Here is a 22,207-nt window from a genome sequence, read left to right on the forward strand (position 1 = left end):
CTAGAACTCAAGTGGCGTCCGGGCCCTTCGGCGACTGCTGGCGGGCCGGGCTATGCCTGCTTGGCAGTGGCCCACGCGTGCTGCGCGACCACGTCCGCCTTCACCTCGGCCAGTTGGACGGCGACGGCACTGGGCGCCGTACCGCCGCGGCCGTCACGGGAGGCGAGGGCGCCGGGGACGTTGAGGACGGAGCGGACCTCGGGGGTCAGGTGGGCGGAGATCTTCGCGAACTGCTCGTCGGTCAGGCCGTCCAGCTCCTTGCCCTCGGCCTCGGCGACCTTCACGCACTCGCCGGCGACCTCGTGCGCGACACGGAACGGCACGCCCTGCTTGACCAGCCACTCGGCGATGTCGGTGGCGAGCGAGAAGCCGGCCGGGGCCAGCTCCTCCATGCGGTCACGGTTGACGGTGAGCGTGGCCATCATGCCGGTGAAGGCGGGGAGCAGGACCTCCAGCTGGTCGCAGGAGTCGAACACCGGCTCCTTGTCCTCCTGGAGGTCGCGGTTGTACGCCAGCGGGAGAGCCTTGAGCGTGGCCATCAGGCCGGTCAGGTTGCCGATGAGACGGCCCGACTTGCCGCGGGCGAGCTCGGCGATGTCCGGGTTCTTCTTCTGCGGCATGATCGACGAGCCGGTGGAGAACGCGTCGTGCAGGGTCACGAAGGAGAACTCCTTCGTGTTCCAGATGATGACCTCCTCGGCGATCCGCGAGAGGTTCACACCGGTCATCGCGGTGACGAAGGCGAACTCGGCGACGAAGTCGCGGGAGGCCGTGCCGTCGATGGAGTTGCCGACGCTGCCGTGCTCGAAGCCGAGATCCTCGGCGACCGCCTCCGGGTCGAGACCGAGGGAGGACCCGGCCAGGGCACCCGAGCCGTACGGCGAGACCGCCGTCCGCTCGTCCCACTGGCGCAGCCGCTCGGCGTCCCGGGACAGGGACTGCACATGGGCCAGGACGTGGTGGGCGAAGAGCACCGGCTGGGCGTGCTGGAGGTGCGTGCGGCCCGGCATCGCCACGTCCGGGTGCGCCTCGGCCAGGCCGATCAGCGCGTCCTGGAGGTCGGCGATCAGACCGCCGATGATCCGGGCGTGGTCGCGCAGGTACATCCGGAAGAGGGTGGCGACCTGGTCGTTGCGGGAGCGGCCGGCCCGGAGCTTGCCGCCGAGGTCGGGGCCGAGGCGCTCCAGGAGGCCGCGCTCCAGGGCGGTGTGGACGTCCTCGTCGGCGATCGTGCCCACGAAGGATCCGTCGGCGACATCGGCTTCCAGCTGGTCGAGGCCGCCGATCATCCGGGTCAGCTCGTCCTCCGTGAGCAGGCCCGCCTTGTGCAGCACGCGCGCGTGGGCGCGTGAGCCCGCGATGTCGTACGGCGCCAGCCGCCAGTCGAAGTGGACGGACGCGGACAGCTTCGCCAGGGCCTCGGCGGGACCGTCGGCGAAACGTCCGCCCCAGAGCCGTACGTCACCGCTGTTGCTGCTCACTTGCTGTGCTCCTCGGAGATGGTGGCTGTGTTGCTTGGGGGACACTACTGCTTACGCGAGGTCCCGCTTCGCGGCGATCTTCGACGACAGGCCGTAGATGTCGATGAAGCCCTTGGCCGCGGCCTGGTCGAAGGTGTCGCCCGTGTCGTACGTGGCGAGGTTGAAGTCGTAGAGGGACGACTCGGAGCGCCGGCCGGTGACGACCGCGCGGCCGCCGTGCAGGGTCATCCGGATGTCGCCGTTGACGTGCCGGTTGGCCTCGTCGATGAAGCCGTCCAGGGCGCGCTTGAGCGGGGAGAACCACTGGCCGTCGTAGACCAGCTCGCCCCAGCGCTGCTCGACCTGCCGCTTGTAGCGGGCGAGTTCACGCTCGACGGTGACGTTCTCCAGCTCCTGGTGGGCGGTGATCAGGGCGATCGCGCCCGGCGCCTCGTACACCTCGCGGGACTTGATGCCGACGAGCCGGTCCTCGACCATGTCGATCCGGCCGATGCCCTGGGCGCCGGCGCGTTCGTTGAGCTGCTGGACGGCCTGCAGGACGGTGACGGGCTTGCCGTCGAGCGCGACCGGGACACCCTGCTCGAAGGTGATGATCACTTCGTCTGCGTCACGGGCGACGGCCGGGTTCCGGGTGTACTCGTACACGTCCTCGACCGGGGCGTTCCAGATGTCCTCGAGGAAACCGGTCTCCACGGCACGCCCGAAGACGTTCTGGTCGATGGAGTACGGCGACTTCTTGGTGGTCGCGATCGGGAGGTTCTTCTCCTCGCAGAACGCGATGGCCCTGTCACGGGTCATCGCGTAGTCGCGGACCGGGGCGATGCACGTGAGGTCGGGGGCGAGGGCGACGATGCCGGCCTCGAAGCGGACCTGGTCGTTGCCCTTTCCGGTGCAGCCGTGGGCGACCGTGGTGGCGCCGTGCTTCCTGGCGGCGACGACGAGGTGCTTGACGATCGTCGGCCGGGAGAGCGCGGAGACCAGCGGGTAGCGGTCCATGTAGAGGGCGTTGGCCTTGATCGCCGGGAGGCAGTACTCGTCGGCGAACTCGTCCTTGGCGTCGGCGACCTCGGCCTCGACCGCGCCGCACGCGAGGGCCCGCTTGCGGATGACGTCCAGGTCCTCGCCGCCCTGACCGACGTCGACCGCGACGGCGATGACCTCGGCGCCCGTCTCCTCGGCGATCCAGCCGATGGCGACGGAGGTGTCCAGACCGCCCGAGTAGGCGAGTACGACGCGCTCGGTCACGGGATTCTCCTCGGTGCGCATTTCCTGTTATGCATGAGTATGCAGAACTCTGCATGATTCGTCAATCCGGTACCGCAAACCCTCCGGTTGGAGAAGATTCCGAAGGAGGCTTGGAAAGAGCAAGGGGACAAAGATCCAGGAGGCACGTGTCGACCATCGACCGCGTCGCCCATAATCGTCAGACATGGGAAAGACCTATGAACGCATCGACGGCAGGCTGCGCACGTTCATCGAGGCGCAGCCCCTCTTCTTCACCGCGTCCGCCCCCCTCTCCGGCGACGGTACGGTCAACCTCTCCCCCAAGGGCCTCAAGGGCTCCTTCTCGGTGCTCGACGAGCACACCGTGGCCTACCTCGACTTCGCCGGCTCCAACGCGGAGACCATCGCCCATCTGCGCGAGAACGGCCGGATCACCCTCATGTGGTGCGCCTTCCAGGGCCCTCCGAACATCGTCCGGGTGCACGGCCGCGGTGAACCGGTCTTCCGCGACGACCCGCGGTTCAAGGAACTCCTCGCCCGCTTCCCGGACATCGACGCGACCGCGCACGGACTGCGCGCCGTCATCCTCGTCACCGCCGAGCTGATCCGGGACTCCTGCGGCTACGCCGTCCCGTACATGTCGTACGACGAGGACCGCGACCTGCACGGAAAGCGCTTCGCGCGCGAGGACGACGCATCGCTCGGCGAGTACTTCGCGAAGAAGGACCACATCGCGACGAGCCTGGATGGCCTACCCGGGCTGCCGCTGCCGCTGCCGCCGTCTACGGTCTGAGCCATGCGCTCCGCTGTTGCCGCCGGTCTCGTGTCCTCGTCCTTCCTCTCGCTCGGTGCCGCGCCGCCCGGCGGCCCGGCGGATGCCCCGTTGCCTGCGCGGATGGCGGACAGCGGGGGTGGCAGTCAGCTGATCACGGCGGTGGCGCCGAGGGCCGGGTCGACATCCGGCACGGTGACCTGGTGGGACCTGCGGGGTGGGACGTGGGTCAAGGCCGGTTCGGCGGCTGCCCGGTTCGGCGCGAAGGGGCTCGTCGACGGGGCCGCGCGCCGGCAGGGGACGAACACCACGCCGACGGGGCTGTACGAGCTGCCGTACGCCTTCGGTGTCAAGAGTGCACCGGGTGGGACGGCATACAAGTTCCGTGCCGTGCACCGGGATTCGTGGTGGTGTCAGGACAACGGCTCGCGGGCGTACAACCGTTGGGTCGAGCCACGTCCCGCGGACTGCCGGGCGGGTGAGGCCGAGCGGTTGATCTCGTATCCGACGCAGTACGCGTATGCGCTCGTCATCGCGTTCAACTACGAGCGGCCGGTGCGGGGGCGCGGCGCCGGCATTTTCCTGCATGTCAACGGGCGTGGGGCCACGGCGGGTTGTGTCTCGGTGTCGTCGGATGCGATGCGGCGGATCCTCGTGTGGGCCGATCCTGCGAAGGAGCCCCATATCGCCATCGGGACCGCGGGCGGGGTGACCGCGGTCACGCGTTACTGAGGCCGGGGGTGAGTGAAACCACGTAGAGCACTACGGGACTTGGGGCCGGAAAGCTGCGGACGCCTGCCGGTGGGGCAATGATCTCCATGACGGAGAGGCCGCGAGATGCGCAGGGGAGGCGGCCCGTTCTGCGCCGGCAGGGCGAGGCCGCCCGCCACTCGGCCGGCGACACCGCCGAGAGCGCGCCCCCTCGGCCCTGAGCGCCGTGACCGGACCTCCCTCACCATGACCCGGTAGTCGTCCACGGAGGAGAGGCCTACGGTCGGCCCGCTCCGTCGGGCGGGACCGCGGCCAGTCGCTTCTCGTTCCTGACGGTCAGTCGGACGTTGAGGCTGCCGGTGGGGCGGACGACCGCCGACCCGCCGGAAAGCGGGTTACCGCCGGTCACTCCAGTCCGCACCGGACTCGGCAGGCGGCTGAACACACGGGCGACGCGGCACGTACATGAGGACCGAGGGACCACGCCACCCCCCTTGCTCCCGTCCCCGGAGGAATCGTGACCACGACGCTCGCAGGCGGCCGCGCCGCCCGCCGCCAGACGATGCGCCGCATCCGCCCGCGCCGCTCACCGGCGACCATCCTGCTGATCGCCGTCTGGGCCGGGGCGGCCGGTGTGCTGTGGCTGTGGTGGCACAACACCCCGTCCATCGCCGACGACAACAGCAAGATCCTCAACGCGGGCCGGATCACCGGCCTGCTCGCCGGCTACCTGATGGCGCTCGTGGTGCTGCAGATGGCCCGGGTGCCCGCCCTGGAACGCCGGGTCGGCTCCGACCGGGTCGCGCGCTGGCACGCGATGAGCGGCCGGTACACGATCTGCCTGGTCGTCGCGCACGTCTTCCTCACGATGTGGGGTTACGCGCTGCAGGCCGGCAAGTCGCTCGGCGACATCGTCCAGCAGACGATCGACTCCATCAACCAGCTGCCGGACATGGGCAAGGCCGCCATCGGCACCGGTCTGCTGTTCCTCATCGGGCTGGTGTCGGTCGGCGGGATCCGCCGCAGGATGCCGTACGACGCCTGGTACCACGTGCACCTGATGACGTACGCCGCGGTGTTCCTGACGTTCTGGCACCAGATCACCACCGGCAATGACTTCGCCGTCGAGCCCACCGCGAAGACCGTCTGGTACGGGCTGTACGGCACGGTCACCGCGCTCGTGGTCTGGTACCGCATCCTCACCCCGATCCGGCTGAACCTCCGTCACCGGATGTTGGTCGAAGCGGTGATCGAGGAGACGCCGGGCGTCGTGTCGGTGCTGATCGGCGGGCGCAAGCTGCACCGGATGGGTGCGGAGGCCGGGCAGTTCCTCCGCTGGCGGTTTCTGGCGCCGGGCATGCGGTTCAGCTCCCACCCGTACTCGCTGTCGGCGGCTCCCCGCCCCGGCATGCTGCGGATCACGGTGAAGGCGATCGGCGACCACAGCAGCCGGCTTCGCGAACTCACACCCGGCACCAAGGTCTGGGCCGAAGGACCGTACGGCGCGATGACCGCCCAGCGCCGCAGCCGCGGCAAGGTGCTGCTGGTCGCGGGCGGTGTCGGGATCACCCCGATGCGGGCGCTGTTCGAGACGCTCCCCGGTGCGGCCGGCGACATCACCCTCCTCTACCGGGCCAACAGCACCCAGGACCTGGCCCTGTGGGACGAGCTCGCCGCCATCGCGGACGAGCGCGGCGCCCGGCTCATGTACGCGGTCAACAGCCCGGACGGGGAACGCCCGGACATCTCCCCGGACAGCCTGCGCCGCAAGCTGCCGGACATCGACGAGCACGACGTCTTCATGTGCGGGCCGACCGGTTTCGCGCAGTCCGTGTACGAGGCACTGCGCGGCGCGGGGGTTCCCGCCCGCCGCATCCATCACGAGTCGTTCGAGATGTGAGCGACGGGACTTCAGGAGCTCAGAAGAGATGAGGAAGAGTCACCCCATCCGGCGTGTCGTGCTGGCCACCGCCGCCACCGTGTCGGGAGTCGTGCTGCTGCTGTCGCTGAAGCCGGCGTCCGACCCGGGCGCCGCGGCGGCCGCGGGCGGCGCGGCCCCGCAGCAGACCGCGGCGGCACAGGAGTCGGCCCAGGGCGGCGCCGAGGCCGCCGCGAACGGCACGGTCACCGGCGACGCGGCCCAGACCCAGTACGGGGCGGTCCAGGTGCGCCTGACCGTGAACAACGGGAAGATCACCAAGGCCGAGGCGGTCCAGGCCCCCAAGGGCGGCCAGAGCGACCGGATCACCGCCGGTGCCGTGCCCAAGCTCAACCAGGCGGCGGTCGCCGCGCAGAGCGCGGACATCGACGCGGTGTCCGGGGCCACCTACACCAGCGGCGGCTACAAGCAGTCGCTGCAGTCGGCGCTGGACAAGGTCGAGGCCTCAGAGCCCGCCCCGGGCGCTTCACAGGGTTCCTCGCAGGGTTCCTCCGAGGGCTCAGAGGGCGCCCAGATCACCCGTACCGTCACCGGGAAGGCCGTCCAGACGCAGTACGGTCCCGTCCAGGTCCGGATCACCGTCAGCGGCGGGAAGATCACCAAGGCGGAGACCGTTCAGGCCCCCTCGGGCGGAACCAGCACCCAGAAGACCGAGCTGGCCGTCCCCAAGCTCAACCAGGAGGCGGTGGCGGCCGGCAGCGCCGACATCGACTCGGTGTCGGGAGCCACGTACACCAGCAACGGCTACAAGCAGTCCCTGCAGTCGGCTCTGGACCAGGCCGGTGGCTGACACGGTGGCCGAGCCCGCGCAAGCTCCCGCCGCGGTGCGTCATGCGGAGGAGGTCATGGGGACCGTCTTCTCCTTCGACGTCCGCGGCGGGGAACCCGCAGCCGTGCGGGCGGCCCTTCGGGAGGCCGTCGCCGGGCTGCACCGGATCGACGCGGTGTTCAGCACGTACCGCGACGGCAGCGACCTCTCCCGGCTGGCCCGGGGCGAGCTGTCCGTCGAGGAGTGCGATCCGCTGGTCGCCGAGGTGCTGGAGCTGGGCGCCGAGGCCGAGCGGACGAGCGACGGCTGGTTCAGCATGCGCTACGAGGGCCGGCTGGACCCGACCGGAATCGTCAAGGGCTGGGCCGCCGAACGGGCGGCACGGGCACTCGCGGCGGCCGGGGCGAGCGGCGTGAGCGTCAACGGGGGCGGCGACGTACAGCTGCTCGGCACGCCCGGCACGCAGCGGCCGTGGCGGGTGGGGGTGTCGGACCCGTTGCGGCCGGGCGGACTCGCGGCGGTGATCTCCGCGGCCGGCACGGACGAACTGGCCGTCGCGACGTCCGGCACCGCCGAGCGCGGCGACCACGTCATCGATCCGCGCACCAGCCGGTCCGCGGTGACAGACCTGGTCGCCGTGACGGTGGTGGCACCCCGACTGACCTGGGCGGACTGCTGGGCCACGGCGGCGTTCGCGATGGGGTCGCGGGAGGGCCTGGCCTGGCTGGAGTCCCTGCCGGGCGTGGACGCACTTCTGATCACGGCCGGGGACGAGGTGAGATGCACAGCGGGCTTGGCTTCTCGACTGGGCTGAGTGGAGACACCTGGGTCGCCCAGGGGCGCGGGGAACCGCGCGACCAGCCCAGACCGGCCGCGGCCAAAACGACGAGCACCCCTACGGCGCTCAGTGCCCGTTCTGAGCCAACCGCAGCAGATGCTCGGCCAGCGCCTGCCCCCCGCTCGGATCCCGGCTGATCAACAGCAACGTGTCGTCACCGGCGATCGTCCCCAGGATGTCGTGCAACTCCGCCTGATCGATGGCCGAGGCCAGGAACTGCGCAGCCCCCGGCGGCGTCCGCAGAACAACGAGATTCGCGGACGCCTCCGCGGAGATCAGCAGCTCCTGGGACAGCCGCCGCATCCGCTCCTCCTTCGCCGACCCCCCCAGCGGCGCCCGGGGGGTACGGAAACCCCCCTCGCTCGGTACCGCGTAGATCAGGTCGCCGTCGGTGTTGCGGATCTTCACCGCGTTCAGCTCGTCCAGATCCCGGGAGAGCGTCGCCTGAGTGACGTTCAGCCCGTCGTCGGCGAGAAGTTTCGCCAACTGGCTCTGGGAGCGCACCGGTTGCCGGTTGAGGATGTCCACGATCCGGCGGTGGCGTGCGGTGCGGGTCTGCGGTACGGCGGGCCCTGCGGTCTGCTCGTGATCCTGCGCCTGGCTCATCGTCGTCTCATTCTCCGGATCATCCGTCCCCGTGGGCCACGTCCAGGATGCCGGGGAGCGCCCGGAGGAGCGCGTCCACCTCGTCGTCGCCGAGAATCAGCGCCGGCATCAGCCGTACGACATCGGGGGCGGGCGCGTTCACCAGGAAACCGGCGTCCTGAGCCGCCTGCTGCGCCTGCGGCGCGAGCGGTTCGGTGAGCACGATACCCAGGAGGAGGCCCGCACCCCGGACATGGGCGATCAACGGATGGCCCAGCGACTCGATTCCGTTACGCAGCTTCTCACCCTGCCGCTTCACGTTCTCCAGCAGACCCTCGGCCTCGATGGTGTCGAGGACGGCGAGTCCGGCGGCGCAGGCGACCGGGTTGCCGCCGAAGGTCGTGCCGTGCTGGCCGGGCTGGAGCAGTTCGGCGGCGCGCCCGAAGGCGACGGTGGCGCCGAGCGGCAGCCCGCCGCCGAGGCCCTTGGCGAGCGTGACGACGTCCGGCAGGACGCCTTCGTGGGCCTGGTACTCGAACCAGTTGCCGGTGCGGCCGATTCCGGTCTGCACCTCGTCGAGAACCAGGAGGGAGCCGGTGGCGGCGGTGATCGCGCGGGCCGCCTTGAGGTAGCCGGGCGGGGGCACGACGACCCCGTTCTCGCCCTGGATCGGCTCGATGATGACGAGGGCCGTCTCCTCGGTGACCGCGGCGGCGAGCGCCTGCGCGTCGCCGTAGGGGACGTGGGTGACGTCGCCGGGCAGCGGCAGGAAGGGGCCCTGCTTGCCGGGCTGGCCGGTGAGCGCGAGGGCGCCCATGGTCCGGCCGTGGAAGCCGCCCTGGGTGGCCACCATGTGGGTCCGCCCGGTCAGCCGGCCGATCTTGAAGGCGCCCTCGTTGGCCTCGGCGCCCGAGTTGCAGAAGAACACCTTGCCCTCGCGGCCGAAGTGCTGGAGCAGCCGTTCGGCGAGCGCGACGGGAGGCTCGGCGATGAAGAGGTTGGAGACGTGGCCGAGGGAGGCGATCTGCTTGCTGACGGCCTCGACGACCGCCGGGTGAGCGTGGCCGAGGTGGTTGACCGCGATCCCGCCGACGAAGTCGACGTACTCCTTGCCGTCGGCGTCCCAGAGCTTGGTGCCCGCACCGCGGACGAGCGGGAGCCTCGGGGTGCCGTAGTTGTTCATGAGCGCGTCCTGCCACCGCGCGGTCAGTTCCTGGTTGCTCATGACTCCGCCTCTTGCTCGTCGGGCACGACCATCGTGCCGATGCCCTCGTCGGTGAAGATCTCCAGCAGGATCGAGTGCTGGACCCGGCCGTCGATGACGCGGGCGGTGGTGACGCCGTTGCGTACGGCGTGCAGGCAGCCCTCCATCTTCGGCACCATGCCGGAGCTCAACTCCGGCAGCAGCTTCTCTAGTTGGGAAGCGGTGAGGCGGCTGATCACCTCGTCGCTGTTGGGCCAGTCCTCGTACAGGCCCTCGACGTCCGTGAGGACCATGAGGGTTTCGGCGCCCAGTGCCGCAGCCAGTGCCGCGGCCGCCGTATCGGCATTGACGTTGTAGACGTGTCCGTCGTCCTGGCTACGGGCGATCGACGAGACGACCGGGATACGGCCGTCGGCGAGCAGTGCCGCGATCGCGCCCGTGTCGATCGCGGTGATCTCGCCCACCCGCCCGATGTCGACCAACTCGCCGTCGATCTCGGGCTGGTGCTTGATCGCGGTGATGGTGTGCGCGTCCTCGCCGGTGAGGCCGACTGCGAGCGGTCCGTGCTGGTTGAGCAGCCCGACCAGCTCGCGCTGCACCTGCCCGGCGAGCACCATGCGTACGACGTCCATGGCGTCCTCGGTGGTGACGCGCAGGCCCGCCTTGAACTCGCTGACGATGCCGTGCTGGTCGAGGGCCGCGCTGATCTGGGGGCCGCCGCCGTGCACGACCACGGGCTTGAGGCCGGCGTGGTGCAGGAACACGACGTCCTGCGCGAAGGCGGCCTTCAGGTCCTCGTCGATCATGGCGTTGCCGCCGAACTTGATGACGACCGTCCTGCCGTTGTGCCGGGTCAGCCAGGGCAGCGCTTCGATGAGGATCTGCGCCTTGGGCAGTGCGGTGTGCTTGCGGGTGGTGCTCATGACGAGTACGCGCTGTTCTCGTGGACGTAGTCGGCGGTCAGGTCGTTGGTCCAGATGGTGGCCGTCTCGGCACCCGCGGCCAGGTCGGCGACGATGTGCACCTCGCGGTAGCGCATGTCGACCTTCTCCCGGTCCTCGCCGACGCCGCCGTTCTTGCACACCCAGACGCCGTTGATGGCGACGCCCAGCCGGTCGGGCTCGAAGGCGGCGGACGTGGTGCCGATGGCGGACAGGACGCGGCCCCAGTTGGGGTCCTCGCCGTGGATGGCGCACTTGAGGAGGTTGTTGCGGGCGATGGAGCGGCCCACCTCGACGGCGTCGTCCTCGGTCGCGGCGTTGACCACCTCGACCTTGATGTCCTTGCTGGCGCCCTCGGCGTCCCGGATCAGCTGCTGGCCGAGGTCGTCGCAGACGGCCCGTACGGCCTCGGCGAACTCCGCGTGGTCCGGGGTGACTTCGGCGGCACCGGAGGCGAGCAGGAGCACGGTGTCGTTGGTGGACATGCAGCCGTCGGAGTCGACGCGGTCGAAGGTGACCTTGGTGGCGGCGCGCAGGGCCTTGTCGAGCGTCGCGCTGTCGAGGTCGGCGTCGGTGGTGAGGACGACGAGCATGGTGGCGAGGCCCGGGGCCAGCATGCCGGCGCCCTTGGCCATGCCGCCCACGGTCCAGCCGTCCTTGGCCACCACGGAGGTCTTGTGGAGGGTGTCGGTGGTCTTGATGGCGACGGCGGCCTTCTCGCCGCCGTGCTCGCTCAGGGAAGCGGCAGCCGTCTCCACGCCCGGGAGCAGCTTGTCCATGGGGAGCAGCATGCCGATGAGACCGGTGGAGCACACAGCCACCTCGGCGGCGTTGTGACCGAGCACGTCGGCGACCTTCTCGGCGGTGGCGTGCGTGTCCTGGAAGCCCTTGGGCCCCGTGCAGGCGTTGGCGCCACCGGAGTTGAGGATCACCGCGGACACCTGGCCGCCCTTGAGGACCTGCTCGGACCACAGGACGGGCGCGGCCTTGACGCGGTTGGAGGTGAAGACGCCCGCGGCGGCGCGGCGGGGCCCGGCGTTGACCACGAGGGCCAGGTCCGGGTTGCCGTTCTCCTTGATCCCGGCGGCGATGCCCGCCGCCGTGAATCCCTTGGCTGCCGTGACACTCACGGTGCGACTCCGATCGTGGAAAGTCCGAGCTCCTCGGGGAGCCCGAGAGCGATGTTCATGCTCTGGACGGCACCGCCAGCGGTGCCCTTGGTCAGGTTGTCGACGGCGCTGACGGCGATGATGCGGCCCGCGGCCTCGTCGTACGCGACCTGCACCTGAACGGCGTTGGAACCGCAGACGGACGCGGTGGCCGGCCACCGCCCCTCCGCGAGGAGGTGGACGAAGGGCTCGTCGGCGAAGGCCTTCTCGTAGACGGCGCGGACGGACTCGGCGGTGACCCCGTCGCGCGCCTTCGCGCTGCAGGTGGCGAGGATGCCGCGGGGCATCGGCGCGAGGATCGGCGTGAAGGAGACGGAGACGCGCTCGCCGGCGGCCGCGGAGAGGTTCTGGATCATCTCGGGAGTGTGCCGGTGGACACCGCCGACACCGTACGGCGACATCGACCCCATGACCTCGCTGCCCAGCAGATGGGGCTTGGGAGCCTTCCCCGCGCCGGAGGTGCCGGAGGCGGCGACGATCACGGCCTCGGTCCCGGCGAGCCCGGCGGCGTACGCCGGGAAGAGGGCGAGGGAGACGGCCGTCGGGAAGCAGCCGGGTACCGCGATGCGCTTGGACCCCTCCAGCGCGGCGCGGCCACCCGGCAGTTCGGGGAGGCCGTAGGGCCAGGTCCCGGCGTGCGGGGACCCGTAGAACCGCTCCCAGTCGGCCGCGTCCTTCAACCGGAAGTCGGCACCCATGTCGACGACGAGCACCTCCGGGCCGAGCTTGTCGGCGACGGCGGCGGACTGGCCGTGCGGCAGCGCGAGAAAGACGACGTCGTGTCCGGCGAGGGCCTCGGGGGCGGTCGGGTCGAGTACGCGGTCGGCCAGCGGCAGCAGATGCGGCTGGAGGACACCGAGCTTCTGCCCGGCGTTGGAGTTACCGGTCAGGGCCCCGATCTCGATCTCGGGGTGCGCCAGAAGCAGACGCAGGACCTCTCCGCCCGCGTATCCGCTCGCTCCGGCCACTGCCGCACGTACCGCCATGGAATCCATCCTCCTCTTGGATGGCATGACTATACGTTTCGCTGCACGTTTATGCAATCCCAAAGGCAGGCCCGGCCGGCGCGCGGTGATCAAGCGGGCGGGACCGTGCCGGACGGGGCTTGCGTGGCGGTGGCGACCGTCGCATAGTCCGAGGTATGGACGCGCGCGAGACGGCGCTCCGACAGGCACACGACCATGCCGTCCGCTGGCTGGCGAGCCTGTCCGATCGCCGGGTTCCCGCCGGCGCTTCGGTCGACGAGATCGTGCGCGCGCTCGGTGTCGAACTGCCGGACGGTCCGAGCGCGCCCGCCGACGTCGTCGACCTGCTGGTCACGGCCTGTGAGCGAGGGCTCACCGCGTTTCCCAGCGGCCGCTTCTACGGGTTCGTGGTCGGCGGCACCGAGCCGGCCGCGCTGGCCGCGGACTGGCTGGTCAGCGCCTGGGACCAGAACTGCGTGATGCGCGCCGTCTCCCCCGCGTACACGGCGGCGGAGGACATCGCGAGCGCGTGGCTGCTCGATCTGCTCGGCCTCCCGGGCGGCAGCGCCGTCGGCTTCACCACAGGCGCCACGATGGCGAACTTCACCTGCCTCGCGGCGGGGCGCGACGCGGTGCTGCGGCGGGCCGGCTGGGACGTCGGCCGCGACGGACTCGCCGGTGGGCCGGCCGTACGCGTCATCGTCGGCGAGGAACGCCACATGGCCATCGATCTGGCGCTGCGCTACCTGGGGCTCGGCAGACCCGAACCGGTGAAGGCGGACGACCAAGGACGCATCGCGCCCGAAGCCCTGCGGCACACCCTGGCAGCCGGCCGGCCCGGACCCACGCTCGTGGCCCTCCAGGCCGGCGAGATCCACTCCGGGGCCTTCGATCCCTTCGTCGAGACGATCCGTGCGGCTCGCGACACGCAGGCGTGGGTGCACATAGACGGCGCCTTCGGGCTGTGGGCGGCCGCCTCCCCGACGCACGCACACCTGACGGCGGGCTGCGCGGAGGCCGACTCCTGGGCGACGGATGCCCACAAGACCCTCAACGTCCCTTACGACTGCGGCCTCGCCATCGTGCGCGATCCGGTCGCGGTCCGGGCAGCGATGGGCCTGCGCGGCGACTACCTCATCCAGGACGAAGGCGGCGACCCCATCGACAAGGTCCCCGAGCTCTCCCGGCGGGGCCGAGCCTTCACCGTGTGGGCCGCACTCAGGTCCCTCGGCCGATCAGGTGTGGCCGATCTCGTCGAGCGGCTGTGCCGGCATGCCCGCGCGTTCGCCACCGGCATCGCCGGGATCGACGGCGCGACGGTTCTCAGCGACGTGGTGTTCACCCAGGTCTGCGCCGAGTTCGGCGACGACGAACGCACGGAACGGGTCCTCACCCGGCTGCTCGAGGACGGCACGGCGTGGATCAGCGGCTCCACCTGGCACGGCCGGCGTGTCATGCGGATCTCGGTGAGCAACTGGTCGACGACCGACGACGACGTGACGCGCGCGCTCGACGCGATCCGGCGCGCGGCCGTCAGCGCCTGACACGGACGCTCCCTCCCGAGTTCATGGCAGCCGCCCGCCGAACTACCCGGTCGTGGACCTCGCAGCTGAGGGCCCGTCTTGCGCAGGCAGTCGCCGGGGGCCCCGGGAGCCTGGTCGAGGCGGGCGTCCGGCGCCGTGGACGGCATGCCGGCGATCCGGCAGTCGATCAAGGCGCCGCGGCGGAACGGGCACGGCCAGGTCTTCCTTCGGGTCCTGGACTCGTCCCCAAGGCAGGCTGCAGCACGGTCCCCCAGGCAGGCTGCAGCACGGCCCTCAGGTCCAGGCCGCCGAGGGGGCGACGACCGCATGCGCGAGGCGACGGTCATGGCCCAGGTGGGCCCGGCCGTCTGCTTCCGGCGGCACGCTTACGCCAACGGGCTCCAGGGCGGGCCGCCGTACGACGTCGGCGACACGAACAGTGGGACGCCCGGTTCCCCGCGATGCAAGACCCTCCCGCCGTTCGGCACACCCGGAGCCCCGACGGCAGGTGCCCCTGGCCCGACGCCGGGCCCGCCGTACCTCCGGCTGCGGCCCCGCGCTCCGGCCCGCCCGCCCGCGGCCTCGGCTGGTTCAGGCGACGCAAGGAGCACTGACCGCACGCCCCGGCCGGTCGGCGGCTGACGACCGGGCGCGCACTTGACCTGGAGTGCGCTCCAACTCCTACGGTCCTGCCCATGACCAACGAAGAACTCCATACCGCCCCGCGAGGAACCGCCGGGAACGGACGACCCGGCATGAGCGACCGCACCACCCGCCAGGAGCGTTTCACCCACGGCCTGGAGATCCTGAGGAAGGTCGACGGCGAGGCCGGGCAGCGGGTCGTCGACTCGCTCGCCGACATCAACCCCGAACTCGGCCATCAGGTCGTCGCCTGGGCCTTCGGCGAGATCTACGACCGTCCCGGACTCGACCCGCGCGACCGCCAGTTGGTGACCCTGGGCATGCTCACCGCGCTCGGCGGCTGCGAGGCCCAGCTCGACGTGCACGTGAACGCGGCACTGAACGTGGGCCTCACCCCCGAGCAGATCGTCGAGGCCCTAACGCACTCCGCGGTGTACTGCGGGATGCCGAAGGCGCTGAACGCCACCTTCACCGCGAAGAAGGTCTTCGCCGAGCGCGGGCTGCTGCCGCTGGGACGGCGGCCCGTGACAACGACCGCCACCCCTGCTGTCTGATCCGCAGGAACGTGATCGAGTTCGCCGGGAAGATGAGGTGAACCCGCGGCGACCCCCTCGATTGGCTCGTGGGCGGCCCCGCCAGGACCTCGTCCTGACCACCGACTACGCCCGCGAGGGCTGAACGGGCACCCCGTCGCAGCGGAGGTTCCAGCGGCCGCCGCGGCCCGTGACGGTGGTCGCTGACAGGGGACGCACGTCGATGTTCCAGAAGGTCGAGGGCGGTGCCTTCAGCGCGTACACCAGGGCCGCGCGGATCACGGAGGGCTCGGCCACGGCGACGATGCCGCACCCTTCGTCGACGGGCCGGGTGTCCAGCCAGCCGCCGACCCGGGAGATGAACGCGAGCAGCGACTCACCGCCGTGCGGTGTGGCACGCGGATCGGCGAGCCAGGCGTCCACGGCCTGCGGCTCGCGGGCCATCGCCTCCCCGAGCGTCAGCCCACGCCACCGTCCCATGTCACAGTCCCGCAGGGCGAGTTGCACGAGCGGCGCATAGCCGAGGGCATCCCCGGTGGCACGGCTGCGCGGGGTCGGCGAGCAGTAGCGCAGTTCGGCGGTCGAGAACGGCACCAGGTCGTGGGCGACGCGCAGCACCTCGTCCCAGCCGGCCTGGTCCAGCGGACGGTCGTCCTCGAAGCGCTCCGCGAGCAGCGAGGAGCTGCGCGCGGCGGCGACGAACGTGACCCGAAGTGGCATGCGGCGATCGTGAGTCGCAAAGGTTCGCAGGTCAAGGGATGTCGTCCGGGATTTACCCAGGGTGTGCGAAACCTTACTTCAGGGTCAGGACCTGACGGACAAGTCACCATAAAACGAGCGCCATCCACTCGACGTGCCTGTCGCACAGCCAGGCGAAGCCCGGCCGTCTCCCAGTACGCGTGGGTGGAGAGCCGGTGGTGGGCGCGCAGGCTAGAGCACCTCGTCGCAAGCCGTACGGAGCCGCCGTACCCCCTCCGTGATCTCCCCCGTCCCGGCGACCGCAGCGAAGCTCAGGCGTACGTGGCCGGCGGGTGGTTCCGCGCTGAAGTAGGGGCGGCCCGGAGTGATCGCGACCCCCGCGCGCAGGGCTGCCGCGGTGAGAGCCGGCTCGTCGGTGCCGTCGGGCAGGCGCAGCCACAGGTGGTAGCCGCCCGACGGGATGTGCGGGAGGGAGAGTTCGGGGAGGTCCGTCCTGAGCGCGGCGGTCATCGTGTCCCGGCGCATCTTCAACTCGGCGGAGATCGCACGCAGATGGCGCGGCCAGGCCGGGGAGCCGACGAGTTCGAGCGCCGCCTCCTGCAGGGGCCGGGGCACGAAGAAGGTGTCCACGACCTGGATGGCGCGCAGCCGCTCCAGCACGGGCCCGTGGGCGGCGAGCGCGCTCACCCGGAAGCTGGGCGAGGTCGCCTTGGTGAGCGAGCCGACGTGGACGACCAGTCCGTCGGGGTCGTCGGCGGCGAGCGGACGCGGCAGCGGTCCGGCGTCCTCGTGCACGAGCCGTCGCACGAAGTCGTCCTCGACGACGAACGCACCGGCCTCGCGTGCGATGCGCAGCACCTCGCCGCGGCGCTCGGGGGCGAGCACGGCCCCGGTCGGGTTCTGGAAAAGCGGCTGGCAGACGAGGACGCGGGCACCGCTGGCCCTGAAGGCGTCCGCGAGCAGGGCGGGCTTCACCCCGTCCGCGTCCACCGGCACGGGAACCGGACGCAGGCCCGCCGAGCGGGCGATCGCCAGCATGCCCGGGTAGGTGGGCGACTCCACGAGCACCGGCGAACCGGGCGGGGCGAGCGCCCGCAGCGCCGTGGTCAGCGCGGACTGGCCGCCCGCCGCGATCAGCACCTCCGCGGCCGTGACGCCACCGCCCGGCCCGCCGATGCTCCGCGCGAACCACTCCCGCAGCTCCGGCAGGCCCTCCATGGGCGGCCGCCCCCAGGCGCCGGGCCGGCGGCCCGCCCGGGACAGGGCCGCGGCCATCGCCCGCTCCGGCTGCAGCGACGGATGCAGATAGCCTCCGTTGAACTCGATGACACCGGGTGGCGGAGCGGCGAGCGAGACCAGTACCCCGGAGGCGTCCACGGAGCGCGGCACGAGGTCGGCGGCACCGTCCGCGCTGAGGGCGACCTCCTGCCAGGATGTGTCGCCGACGGGAGCGGTCGTGGCGTGCGGCTCGGCGCGGAAGGCGCCGGCGCCGGGCCGGGTGACCACCAGGCCTTCGGCGGCCAGTTGCGCGAGGGCCCGCGAGACGGTCACGGGGCTGACCCGGAAGCGCTCGACGAGGACACGACTCGAGGGGAGCTTTCCACCGGGAGAGTAGCGGTCCAGCTCTCTCCGCAGCCTGCTCGCCAGCTCGCTCACACTGCTATTGTGCTGCATGAGAACACAGAGTAGCGCTACTGCGCCGAGCCGGGTAGCAGTAACCGCCCCGGCCAGGACGACCGCCGCCGGCACCCTCCAGGCCGCCCTCGGCGTCGTCGCCTTCTCCCTGACCTTTCCCGCCACCGCCTGGGGCCTCGAAGGCTTCGGCCCCTGGTCGCTGGTGGCCGTGCGCAGCGTCCTCGCGGCCCTGATCGCGGGCGCCTGTCTGCTGGTCCTGCGCGTCCCGCTCCCGGGCCGCCGCCACTGGCCGGGTCTCGCGGTGGTCGCCGCCGGCGTCGTGGTCGGATTCCCGCTGCTGACCACGCTCGCGCTGGAGACCTCGACCACCGCGCACGCCGCCGTCGTGGTGGGCCTGCTCCCGCTGACCACCGCGCTGTTCTCCGCCCTGCGCATGGGCACCCGGCCCTCCCGCACCTTCTGGACGGCGGCCCTCGCGGGCGCGGCCGCGGTGCTCGTCTTCACGGTGCAGCAGAGCGGCGGCGCCCTGACCTCCGCCGACCTGTACCTGTTCGCCGCGCTGCTGGTGTGCGCGGCCGGCTACACCGAGGGCGGCCGGCTGGCCCGGGTGATGCCGGGCTGGCAGGTCATCGGCTGGGCGCTGGTGCTGTGTCTGCCGCTGAGCGTGCCCGCCGCCGCGCTCGCGCTGTCGTACCAGCCTGCGCACCTGACCGCGCACAGCCTGGCCGGGCTGCTGTGGGTCGCGGCCGGCTCGCAGTTCCTCGGCCTGCTCGTCTGGTACCGGGGCATGGCCGCCATCGGCATCCCCAAGGCCAGCCAGTTGCAGTTGGCGCAGCCGCTGCTCACACTGGTGTGGTCGGTGCTGCTGCTGGGCGAGCACCTGACAGTGGCCGCTCCGCTGACGGCCGCGGCGGTGCTCGTCTGCATCGCCGTCACGCAGCGGGCGCGGGGGTGAGCGGCGCGCACGCGACGGGTCCCCACGGACGTCCCGCGCCGTAGACTCAAAGCCACGGACCGCTGCTCCCGCACATGGTGAGGAGGCCCAACTGATGCGTGCAACCGTCGGCGACCAGCTTGTCCAGCACGGCAGGGTGGTCGGACAGCACGACAAGGTCGGCGAGATCGTCGAAGTGATGGGCCAGGAGGGCAACCCCCCGTTCCGCGTCCGCTTCGAGGACGGGCACGAGGGCGTGTGTTCACCCGGCCCCGACACCGAAATCCGCCACAAGGACGTCGCACACTAGTGAATCAACGCGGGGGCTTCGCCGGCTGCCGGTAGTGGTCGGCGACCACCCGCGCCATCGTGCCGATCCGGTCGGCGGCCAGGTCCTCGGCGGAGAAGAAGGCGTGCCCGCTCACCTCCGGGTGCTTCTTGGCCATCGTGAGGTGCCGGGACAGCTCCGCCGGGTTCTGCCAGGCCGCGGGCTGTGCCGGATCACCGGCCTTGTACAGCGCCTCCCCCAGGACCAGCGTGGTCCGCGTACCCCGCGCCACCTCGGCCCACCAGGGCACCAGTTTGGCGTAGTCGGCGGCTGCGAAGCCGATGTGCCAGTAGAGCTGCGGGCAGATGTAGTCGATCCAGTTCTCGCGGACCCATCTGCGCGTGTCCGCGTGCAGGTCGTCGTACGTCTGCACGCCCGCCCGGGTGTCCGAGCCGAGCGGGTCGGTGGCGGCGTTGCGCCACACCCCGAAGGGGCTGATGCCGAAGCGCGTGGCGGGCCGGGTCTCCTTGATGCGGGCCGCCGTCTCGCGCACCAGTTTGTCGATGTTGTCGCGGCGCCAGGCCGCCCGGTTCGGGAAGGCGCCGCCGTAGCGGTCGTAGGCCGCGTCGTCGTCGAAGCTCTGGCCCGCCACCGGATACGGATAGAAGTAGTCGTCGAAGTGCACGGCGTCGACCGGGTACTGCCGCACCGCGTCGAGCATCGCCTCCTGGACGAAGGCACGGACCTCGGGCAGCCCGGGGTTGTAGTAGAGCTTTCCGCCGTACGTCACCACCCAGTCCGGGTGCCTGCGGGCGGGGTGGGAGGCGACGAGTCTCGTCGGGTCGGTGTGCAGGGCGATCCGGTAGGGGTTGAACCAGGCGTGGAGCTCCAGTCCGCGGGCATGCGCCTCCGCGACGGCCGTGCCGAGCGGGTCCCAGCCCGGGGCCCTGCCCTGGGTGCCGGTGAGGTACTCGGACCACGGCTCGTGGGGCGAGGGCCACAGGGCGTCGGCCGAGGGCCGCACTTGGAAGATCACCGTGTTGAGCCGGTCGCGGACGGCCCTGTCGAGGTGGACGAGCAGCTCGGCGCGCTGCTGGGCCGCGGTCAGACCCGGGCCGGATGGCCAGTCCCGGTTGGCGACGGTGGCCAGCCACACGCCCCGCATCTCGGTGGTCACGCGCCGGGGCGCCGGTACGGCGGGGGTTCCCGACCCCGTCGCGAGCGTCGACAGCGCGGCCGCCGCGAACGCCCTGCGTGTCACTCTGCCCATCCGCACACCCCGTCGCCGCGGATCCGTGCCCTCACGGATCGTCTCCGCGCCCAGAATGCCCGACCCGCGCGATCGATCATCGATACTTCGGAGTAACGTGCTCGAACGGAGCAGGCACCGAACCACGGCAGACCTGCCACCAGCCGTACATCAGCGAAAGGGACGATGTGACCGACATCGAACGCGTCGGAGTGGTGGGCTGCGGCCAGATGGGAGCGGGCATTGCAGAGGTGTGCGCCCGCGCCGGCCTGGACGTGAAGGTCGCCGAGACCACCGGCGAAGCCCTGGAGATCGGCCGGACCCGGCTGTTCAACTCCCTGTCCAAGGCCGCCGAGCGCGGCAAGATCGCGGAGGAGGAGCTGGCGGCGACGCAGGCGCGGCTCAGCTTCACCACCGACCTCGGCGAGTTCGCGGACCGCGACCTGGTGATCGAGGCCGTCGTCGAGAACGAGCAGGTCAAGACCGAGATCTTCCAGGTGCTGGACCAGGTCGTGACCCGCCCTGACGCGATCCTGGCCTCCAACACCTCCTCGATCCCGCTGGTGAAGCTGGCGGTCGCCACCTCGCGGCCCGACCAGGTCATCGGCATCCACTTCTTCAACCCGGCGCCGGTGCAGAAGCTCGTCGAGCTGATCCCGGCGCTCACGACCTCCGAGGGCACGATCGGCCGGACCCAGGTCTTCACCGAGAAGGTGCTGGGCAAGCACGGCATCCGCGCCCAGGACCGCTCCGGGTTCGTGGTCAACGCGCTGCTGATCCCCTACCTGCTCTCCGCGATCCGGATGTTCGAGTCGGGCATCGCCAGCCGCGAGGACATCGACAACGGTATGGAGCTGGGCTGCGCCCACCCGATGGGCCCGCTGAAGCTGTCCGACCTGATCGGCCTGGACACGGTGGCTTCGGTGGCGCACAGCATGTACGACGAGTTCAAGGAGCCGCTGTACGCCGCTCCCCCGCTGCTGCAGCGCATGGTCGACGCGGGCCGGCTGGGCCGGAAGACGGGCTCCGGCTTCTACAGCTACGGCTGATCACTTCTGCACCTGTGGCTGATCGCGAAGCGTGAGCACTACGGGCCCGGCACTTCTCGGTGTGCCGGGCCCGCCGCGTTCACACACCGTGTGCGCACCGGGCCCGCATATGCCCCTCGCACACTCTCCCCACGTGTCCACCAGGCGAGTTGACTCCGATGCGCATGCAAGGGATGTGACGACTACGGAAAGGAGCGGACTCGTGACCGCCGACCCCGAGCATCCCGTGGTCCAAGGAGAACTCGCAGAGTTACGCCGGCGCCTCGATGTGTCCTACGCGCGCGTCGAGGGAGGACTGGCTCTGCTCAGCCATCGCACCGAGGAGACGGACAAGGAAGTGGACGACCTGAGCACACGGGTCGTCGCACTGGAGCACGCCCGCTGGCCGCTGCCCGCGGTGGCGGCCCTCACCGCCGTGGGCGCGCTCGTCGTTGCCGTCTGGCAGGCGCTCGGGCACTGAGGAGTCGCGACAGGGCGCGGTGGGGGGAATCATCAGGGCCCGGCGTCCTGGCCCAGCCTCAGGTGGTGCAGGAGCAGTAGCGCGGCCGCCATACCGGCGGCCGGGACCTCGCCGCGGGCGACCATGTCGGGGACGAGTTTGAGGGGGACCCATTCCCGGCGGTCCGACTCGAAGTCGTCCACGGGATGCCCGATGTACTCGCCCTCGTCGGACCAGTAGATGTGGTGCCGGGCGTCGGTGAGCCCGTTGGACGGCTCCACGCTCATCAGGTGGTGCAGAGGCCCCGGCCGCCATCCGGTCTCTTCCTCGAGTTCCCTGGCGGCCGCGGACACGATGTCCTCGCCGTCCTCGACGACGCCCGCCGCGAGTTCCCACCCCCAGCTGTCGGTGATGAAACGGTGGCGCCACAGGAGGAGGACTTCATTGGCCTCGTTCACCACCGTGGCCACGGCGACGGGCCGTAGCCGTACTAAAAAGTGATCGAGGTGCCGACCGTCCGGCAGCTCGACATCCGCGAGATTGACGCTGAACCAGCGGTTTGCATACACAGTTTTTTCGTTCTGCTTCGTCCACTGCACGGTTCTGCCACCTTCCGCCGAGTAAGTGGCAATATCGCA

General features: G+C 71.0%; 22 protein-coding genes. 11 read left to right on the forward strand and 11 right to left on the reverse strand.

Going from position 1 to position 22,207, the window contains the following annotated elements; all coding sequences use genetic code 11:
• Positions 1–50 precede the first annotated feature (50 nt).
• Together argH and ACZ562_RS11455 are read right to left on the reverse strand one after the other, a co-directional pair.
• Entirely contained in the window at positions 51–1,481 is a 1,431-nt protein-coding gene (gene argH, locus ACZ562_RS11450; RefSeq protein WP_471176469.1) for an argininosuccinate lyase, read from the reverse strand.
• A gap of 51 nt (positions 1,482–1,532) precedes the next feature.
• Complete coding sequence (locus ACZ562_RS11455; protein ID WP_471176472.1) at positions 1,533–2,726, reverse strand: argininosuccinate synthase; 1,194 nt, start codon at positions 2,724–2,726, stop codon at positions 1,533–1,535.
• A 184-nt stretch (positions 2,727–2,910) separates the two neighbouring features.
• Between ACZ562_RS11455 and ACZ562_RS11460 the strand changes: the two genes are divergently transcribed.
• The 5 genes from ACZ562_RS11460 (at position 2,911) to ACZ562_RS11480 (ending at position 7,710) form a co-directional block, all read left to right on the forward strand.
• On the forward strand, positions 2,911–3,498 hold the full coding sequence (locus ACZ562_RS11460) for a pyridoxamine 5'-phosphate oxidase family protein (RefSeq protein WP_471176475.1): 588 nt from the start codon (positions 2,911–2,913) through the stop codon (positions 3,496–3,498).
• A 3-nt stretch (positions 3,499–3,501) separates the two neighbouring features.
• Complete coding sequence (locus ACZ562_RS11465; RefSeq protein WP_471176478.1) at positions 3,502–4,209, forward strand: L,D-transpeptidase family protein; 708 nt, start codon at positions 3,502–3,504, stop codon at positions 4,207–4,209.
• A 496-nt stretch (positions 4,210–4,705) separates the two neighbouring features.
• A complete protein-coding gene (locus ACZ562_RS11470; RefSeq protein WP_471176482.1) occupies positions 4,706–6,088 on the forward strand; it encodes a ferredoxin reductase family protein in 1,383 nt (460 codons plus the stop codon).
• Positions 6,089–6,116: 28 nt separating this feature from the next.
• Positions 6,117–6,917, forward strand: a complete 801-nt coding sequence (locus tag ACZ562_RS11475; protein WP_471176485.1) for an FMN-binding protein — start codon at positions 6,117–6,119, stop codon at positions 6,915–6,917.
• A complete protein-coding gene (locus ACZ562_RS11480) occupies positions 6,910–7,710 on the forward strand; it encodes an FAD:protein FMN transferase (protein WP_471176487.1) in 801 nt (266 codons plus the stop codon). The genes ACZ562_RS11475 and ACZ562_RS11480 overlap by 8 nt, the downstream gene beginning before the upstream one ends.
• Before the next feature lie 90 nt (positions 7,711–7,800).
• On the opposite strand, the gene ACZ562_RS11485 is transcribed toward ACZ562_RS11480, so the two are convergent.
• Genes ACZ562_RS11485 through argC form a run of 5 tightly spaced genes read right to left on the reverse strand, consistent with a single transcriptional unit; the run spans position 7,801 to position 12,619 of the window.
• A complete protein-coding gene (locus ACZ562_RS11485) occupies positions 7,801–8,340 on the reverse strand; it encodes an arginine repressor (RefSeq protein ID WP_471176490.1) in 540 nt (179 codons plus the stop codon).
• Positions 8,341–8,359: 19 nt separating this feature from the next.
• Positions 8,360–9,544 carry an acetylornithine transaminase gene (locus ACZ562_RS11490; protein WP_471176493.1) on the reverse strand — a complete coding sequence of 395 codons (1,185 nt, stop codon included), beginning with the start codon at positions 9,542–9,544 and terminating at the stop codon, positions 8,360–8,362.
• The gene (gene argB / locus ACZ562_RS11495) at positions 9,541–10,446 is read right to left on the reverse strand and encodes an acetylglutamate kinase (RefSeq protein WP_471176495.1); all 906 of its coding nucleotides are present in this window, start codon (positions 10,444–10,446) and stop codon (positions 9,541–9,543) included. Before argB ends, ACZ562_RS11490 begins: the two co-directional genes overlap by 4 nt.
• Positions 10,443–11,594, reverse strand: coding sequence for a bifunctional glutamate N-acetyltransferase/amino-acid acetyltransferase ArgJ (gene argJ / locus ACZ562_RS11500; RefSeq protein WP_471176498.1), 1,152 nt, complete (start codon positions 11,592–11,594; stop codon positions 10,443–10,445). Before argJ ends, argB begins: the two co-directional genes overlap by 4 nt.
• On the reverse strand, positions 11,591–12,619 hold the full coding sequence (gene argC, locus ACZ562_RS11505; RefSeq protein ID WP_471176500.1) for an N-acetyl-gamma-glutamyl-phosphate reductase: 1,029 nt from the start codon (positions 12,617–12,619) through the stop codon (positions 11,591–11,593). The genes argJ and argC overlap by 4 nt, the downstream gene beginning before the upstream one ends.
• A 155-nt stretch (positions 12,620–12,774) precedes the next feature.
• On the opposite strand from argC, the gene ACZ562_RS11510 reads away from it, so the two are divergent.
• Positions 12,775–14,142, forward strand: a complete 1,368-nt coding sequence (locus tag ACZ562_RS11510) for a pyridoxal phosphate-dependent decarboxylase family protein (RefSeq protein WP_471176503.1) — start codon at positions 12,775–12,777, stop codon at positions 14,140–14,142.
• A 734-nt stretch (positions 14,143–14,876) separates the two neighbouring features.
• Entirely contained in the window at positions 14,877–15,317 is a 441-nt protein-coding gene (locus tag ACZ562_RS11515; protein ID WP_471176883.1) for a carboxymuconolactone decarboxylase family protein, read from the forward strand.
• Positions 15,318–15,422: 105 nt separating this feature from the next.
• Here ACZ562_RS11515 and ACZ562_RS11520 read toward each other — a convergent pair whose 3' ends face one another.
• Together ACZ562_RS11520 and ACZ562_RS11525 are read right to left on the reverse strand one after the other, a co-directional pair.
• Positions 15,423–16,016, reverse strand: coding sequence for a histidine phosphatase family protein (locus ACZ562_RS11520; RefSeq protein WP_471176506.1), 594 nt, complete (start codon positions 16,014–16,016; stop codon positions 15,423–15,425).
• Between the two features lie 210 nt (positions 16,017–16,226).
• Entirely contained in the window at positions 16,227–17,669 is a 1,443-nt protein-coding gene (locus ACZ562_RS11525; RefSeq protein WP_471176509.1) for an aminotransferase-like domain-containing protein, read from the reverse strand.
• On the opposite strand from ACZ562_RS11525, the gene ACZ562_RS11530 reads away from it, so the two are divergent.
• Together ACZ562_RS11530 and ACZ562_RS11535 are read left to right on the forward strand one after the other, a co-directional pair.
• Positions 17,668–18,585, forward strand: coding sequence for a DMT family transporter (locus tag ACZ562_RS11530; RefSeq protein WP_471176511.1), 918 nt, complete (start codon positions 17,668–17,670; stop codon positions 18,583–18,585). The two genes, ACZ562_RS11525 and ACZ562_RS11530, sit on opposite strands and share 2 nt — an antisense overlap.
• Before the next feature lie 94 nt (positions 18,586–18,679).
• Entirely contained in the window at positions 18,680–18,874 is a 195-nt protein-coding gene (locus tag ACZ562_RS11535; protein ID WP_471176514.1) for a DUF1918 domain-containing protein, read from the forward strand.
• Positions 18,875–18,878: 4 nt separating this feature from the next.
• Here ACZ562_RS11535 and ACZ562_RS11540 read toward each other — a convergent pair whose 3' ends face one another.
• Positions 18,879–20,102, reverse strand: a complete 1,224-nt coding sequence (locus ACZ562_RS11540) for a glycoside hydrolase family 10-like protein (protein WP_471176517.1) — start codon at positions 20,100–20,102, stop codon at positions 18,879–18,881.
• A 209-nt stretch (positions 20,103–20,311) separates the two neighbouring features.
• Here ACZ562_RS11540 and ACZ562_RS11545 point away from each other — a divergent pair, with 209 nt between their 5' ends.
• Together ACZ562_RS11545 and ACZ562_RS11550 are read left to right on the forward strand one after the other, a co-directional pair.
• Positions 20,312–21,130 carry a 3-hydroxybutyryl-CoA dehydrogenase gene (locus ACZ562_RS11545; RefSeq protein WP_471176886.1) on the forward strand — a complete coding sequence of 273 codons (819 nt, stop codon included), beginning with the start codon at positions 20,312–20,314 and terminating at the stop codon, positions 21,128–21,130.
• Between the two features lie 202 nt (positions 21,131–21,332).
• The gene (locus tag ACZ562_RS11550) at positions 21,333–21,590 is read left to right on the forward strand and encodes a hypothetical protein (protein ID WP_471176519.1); all 258 of its coding nucleotides are present in this window, start codon (positions 21,333–21,335) and stop codon (positions 21,588–21,590) included.
• A gap of 32 nt (positions 21,591–21,622) precedes the next feature.
• On the opposite strand, the gene ACZ562_RS11555 is transcribed toward ACZ562_RS11550, so the two are convergent.
• Positions 21,623–22,168 carry an NUDIX hydrolase gene (locus tag ACZ562_RS11555; RefSeq protein ID WP_471176522.1) on the reverse strand — a complete coding sequence of 182 codons (546 nt, stop codon included), beginning with the start codon at positions 22,166–22,168 and terminating at the stop codon, positions 21,623–21,625.
• Positions 22,169–22,207: the final 39 nt, after the last annotated feature.

This window comes from Streptomyces sp. NPDC040410 (assembly GCF_055595715.1).

Coding starts and splice junctions, on each gene's coding strand:
- ACZ562_RS11475 (WP_471176485.1), top strand. CDS start 6,117: ATGAGGAAGAGTCACCCCATCCGGCGTGTCGTGCTGGCCACCGCCGCC.
- ACZ562_RS11520 (WP_471176506.1), bottom strand. CDS start 16,016: ATGCCACTTCGGGTCACGTTCGTCGCCGCCGCGCGCAGCTCCTCGCTG.
- ACZ562_RS11465 (WP_471176478.1), top strand. CDS start 3,502: ATGCGCTCCGCTGTTGCCGCCGGTCTCGTGTCCTCGTCCTTCCTCTCG.
- ACZ562_RS11525 (WP_471176509.1), bottom strand. CDS start 17,669: ATGCAGCACAATAGCAGTGTGAGCGAGCTGGCGAGCAGGCTGCGGAGA.
- ACZ562_RS11530 (WP_471176511.1), top strand. CDS start 17,668: ATGAGAACACAGAGTAGCGCTACTGCGCCGAGCCGGGTAGCAGTAACC.
- ACZ562_RS11540 (WP_471176517.1), bottom strand. CDS start 20,102: ATGGGCAGAGTGACACGCAGGGCGTTCGCGGCGGCCGCGCTGTCGACG.
- ACZ562_RS11545 (WP_471176886.1), top strand. CDS start 20,312: ATGGGAGCGGGCATTGCAGAGGTGTGCGCCCGCGCCGGCCTGGACGTG.
- ACZ562_RS11485 (WP_471176490.1), bottom strand. CDS start 8,340: ATGAGCCAGGCGCAGGATCACGAGCAGACCGCAGGGCCCGCCGTACCG.
- ACZ562_RS11510 (WP_471176503.1), top strand. CDS start 12,775: ATGGACGCGCGCGAGACGGCGCTCCGACAGGCACACGACCATGCCGTC.
- ACZ562_RS11515 (WP_471176883.1), top strand. CDS start 14,877: ATGAGCGACCGCACCACCCGCCAGGAGCGTTTCACCCACGGCCTGGAG.
- argC (WP_471176500.1), bottom strand. CDS start 12,619: ATGGCGGTACGTGCGGCAGTGGCCGGAGCGAGCGGATACGCGGGCGGA.
- ACZ562_RS11460 (WP_471176475.1), top strand. CDS start 2,911: ATGGGAAAGACCTATGAACGCATCGACGGCAGGCTGCGCACGTTCATC.
- ACZ562_RS11490 (WP_471176493.1), bottom strand. CDS start 9,544: ATGAGCAACCAGGAACTGACCGCGCGGTGGCAGGACGCGCTCATGAAC.
- ACZ562_RS11535 (WP_471176514.1), top strand. CDS start 18,680: ATGCGTGCAACCGTCGGCGACCAGCTTGTCCAGCACGGCAGGGTGGTC.
- argB (WP_471176495.1), bottom strand. CDS start 10,446: ATGAGCACCACCCGCAAGCACACCGCACTGCCCAAGGCGCAGATCCTC.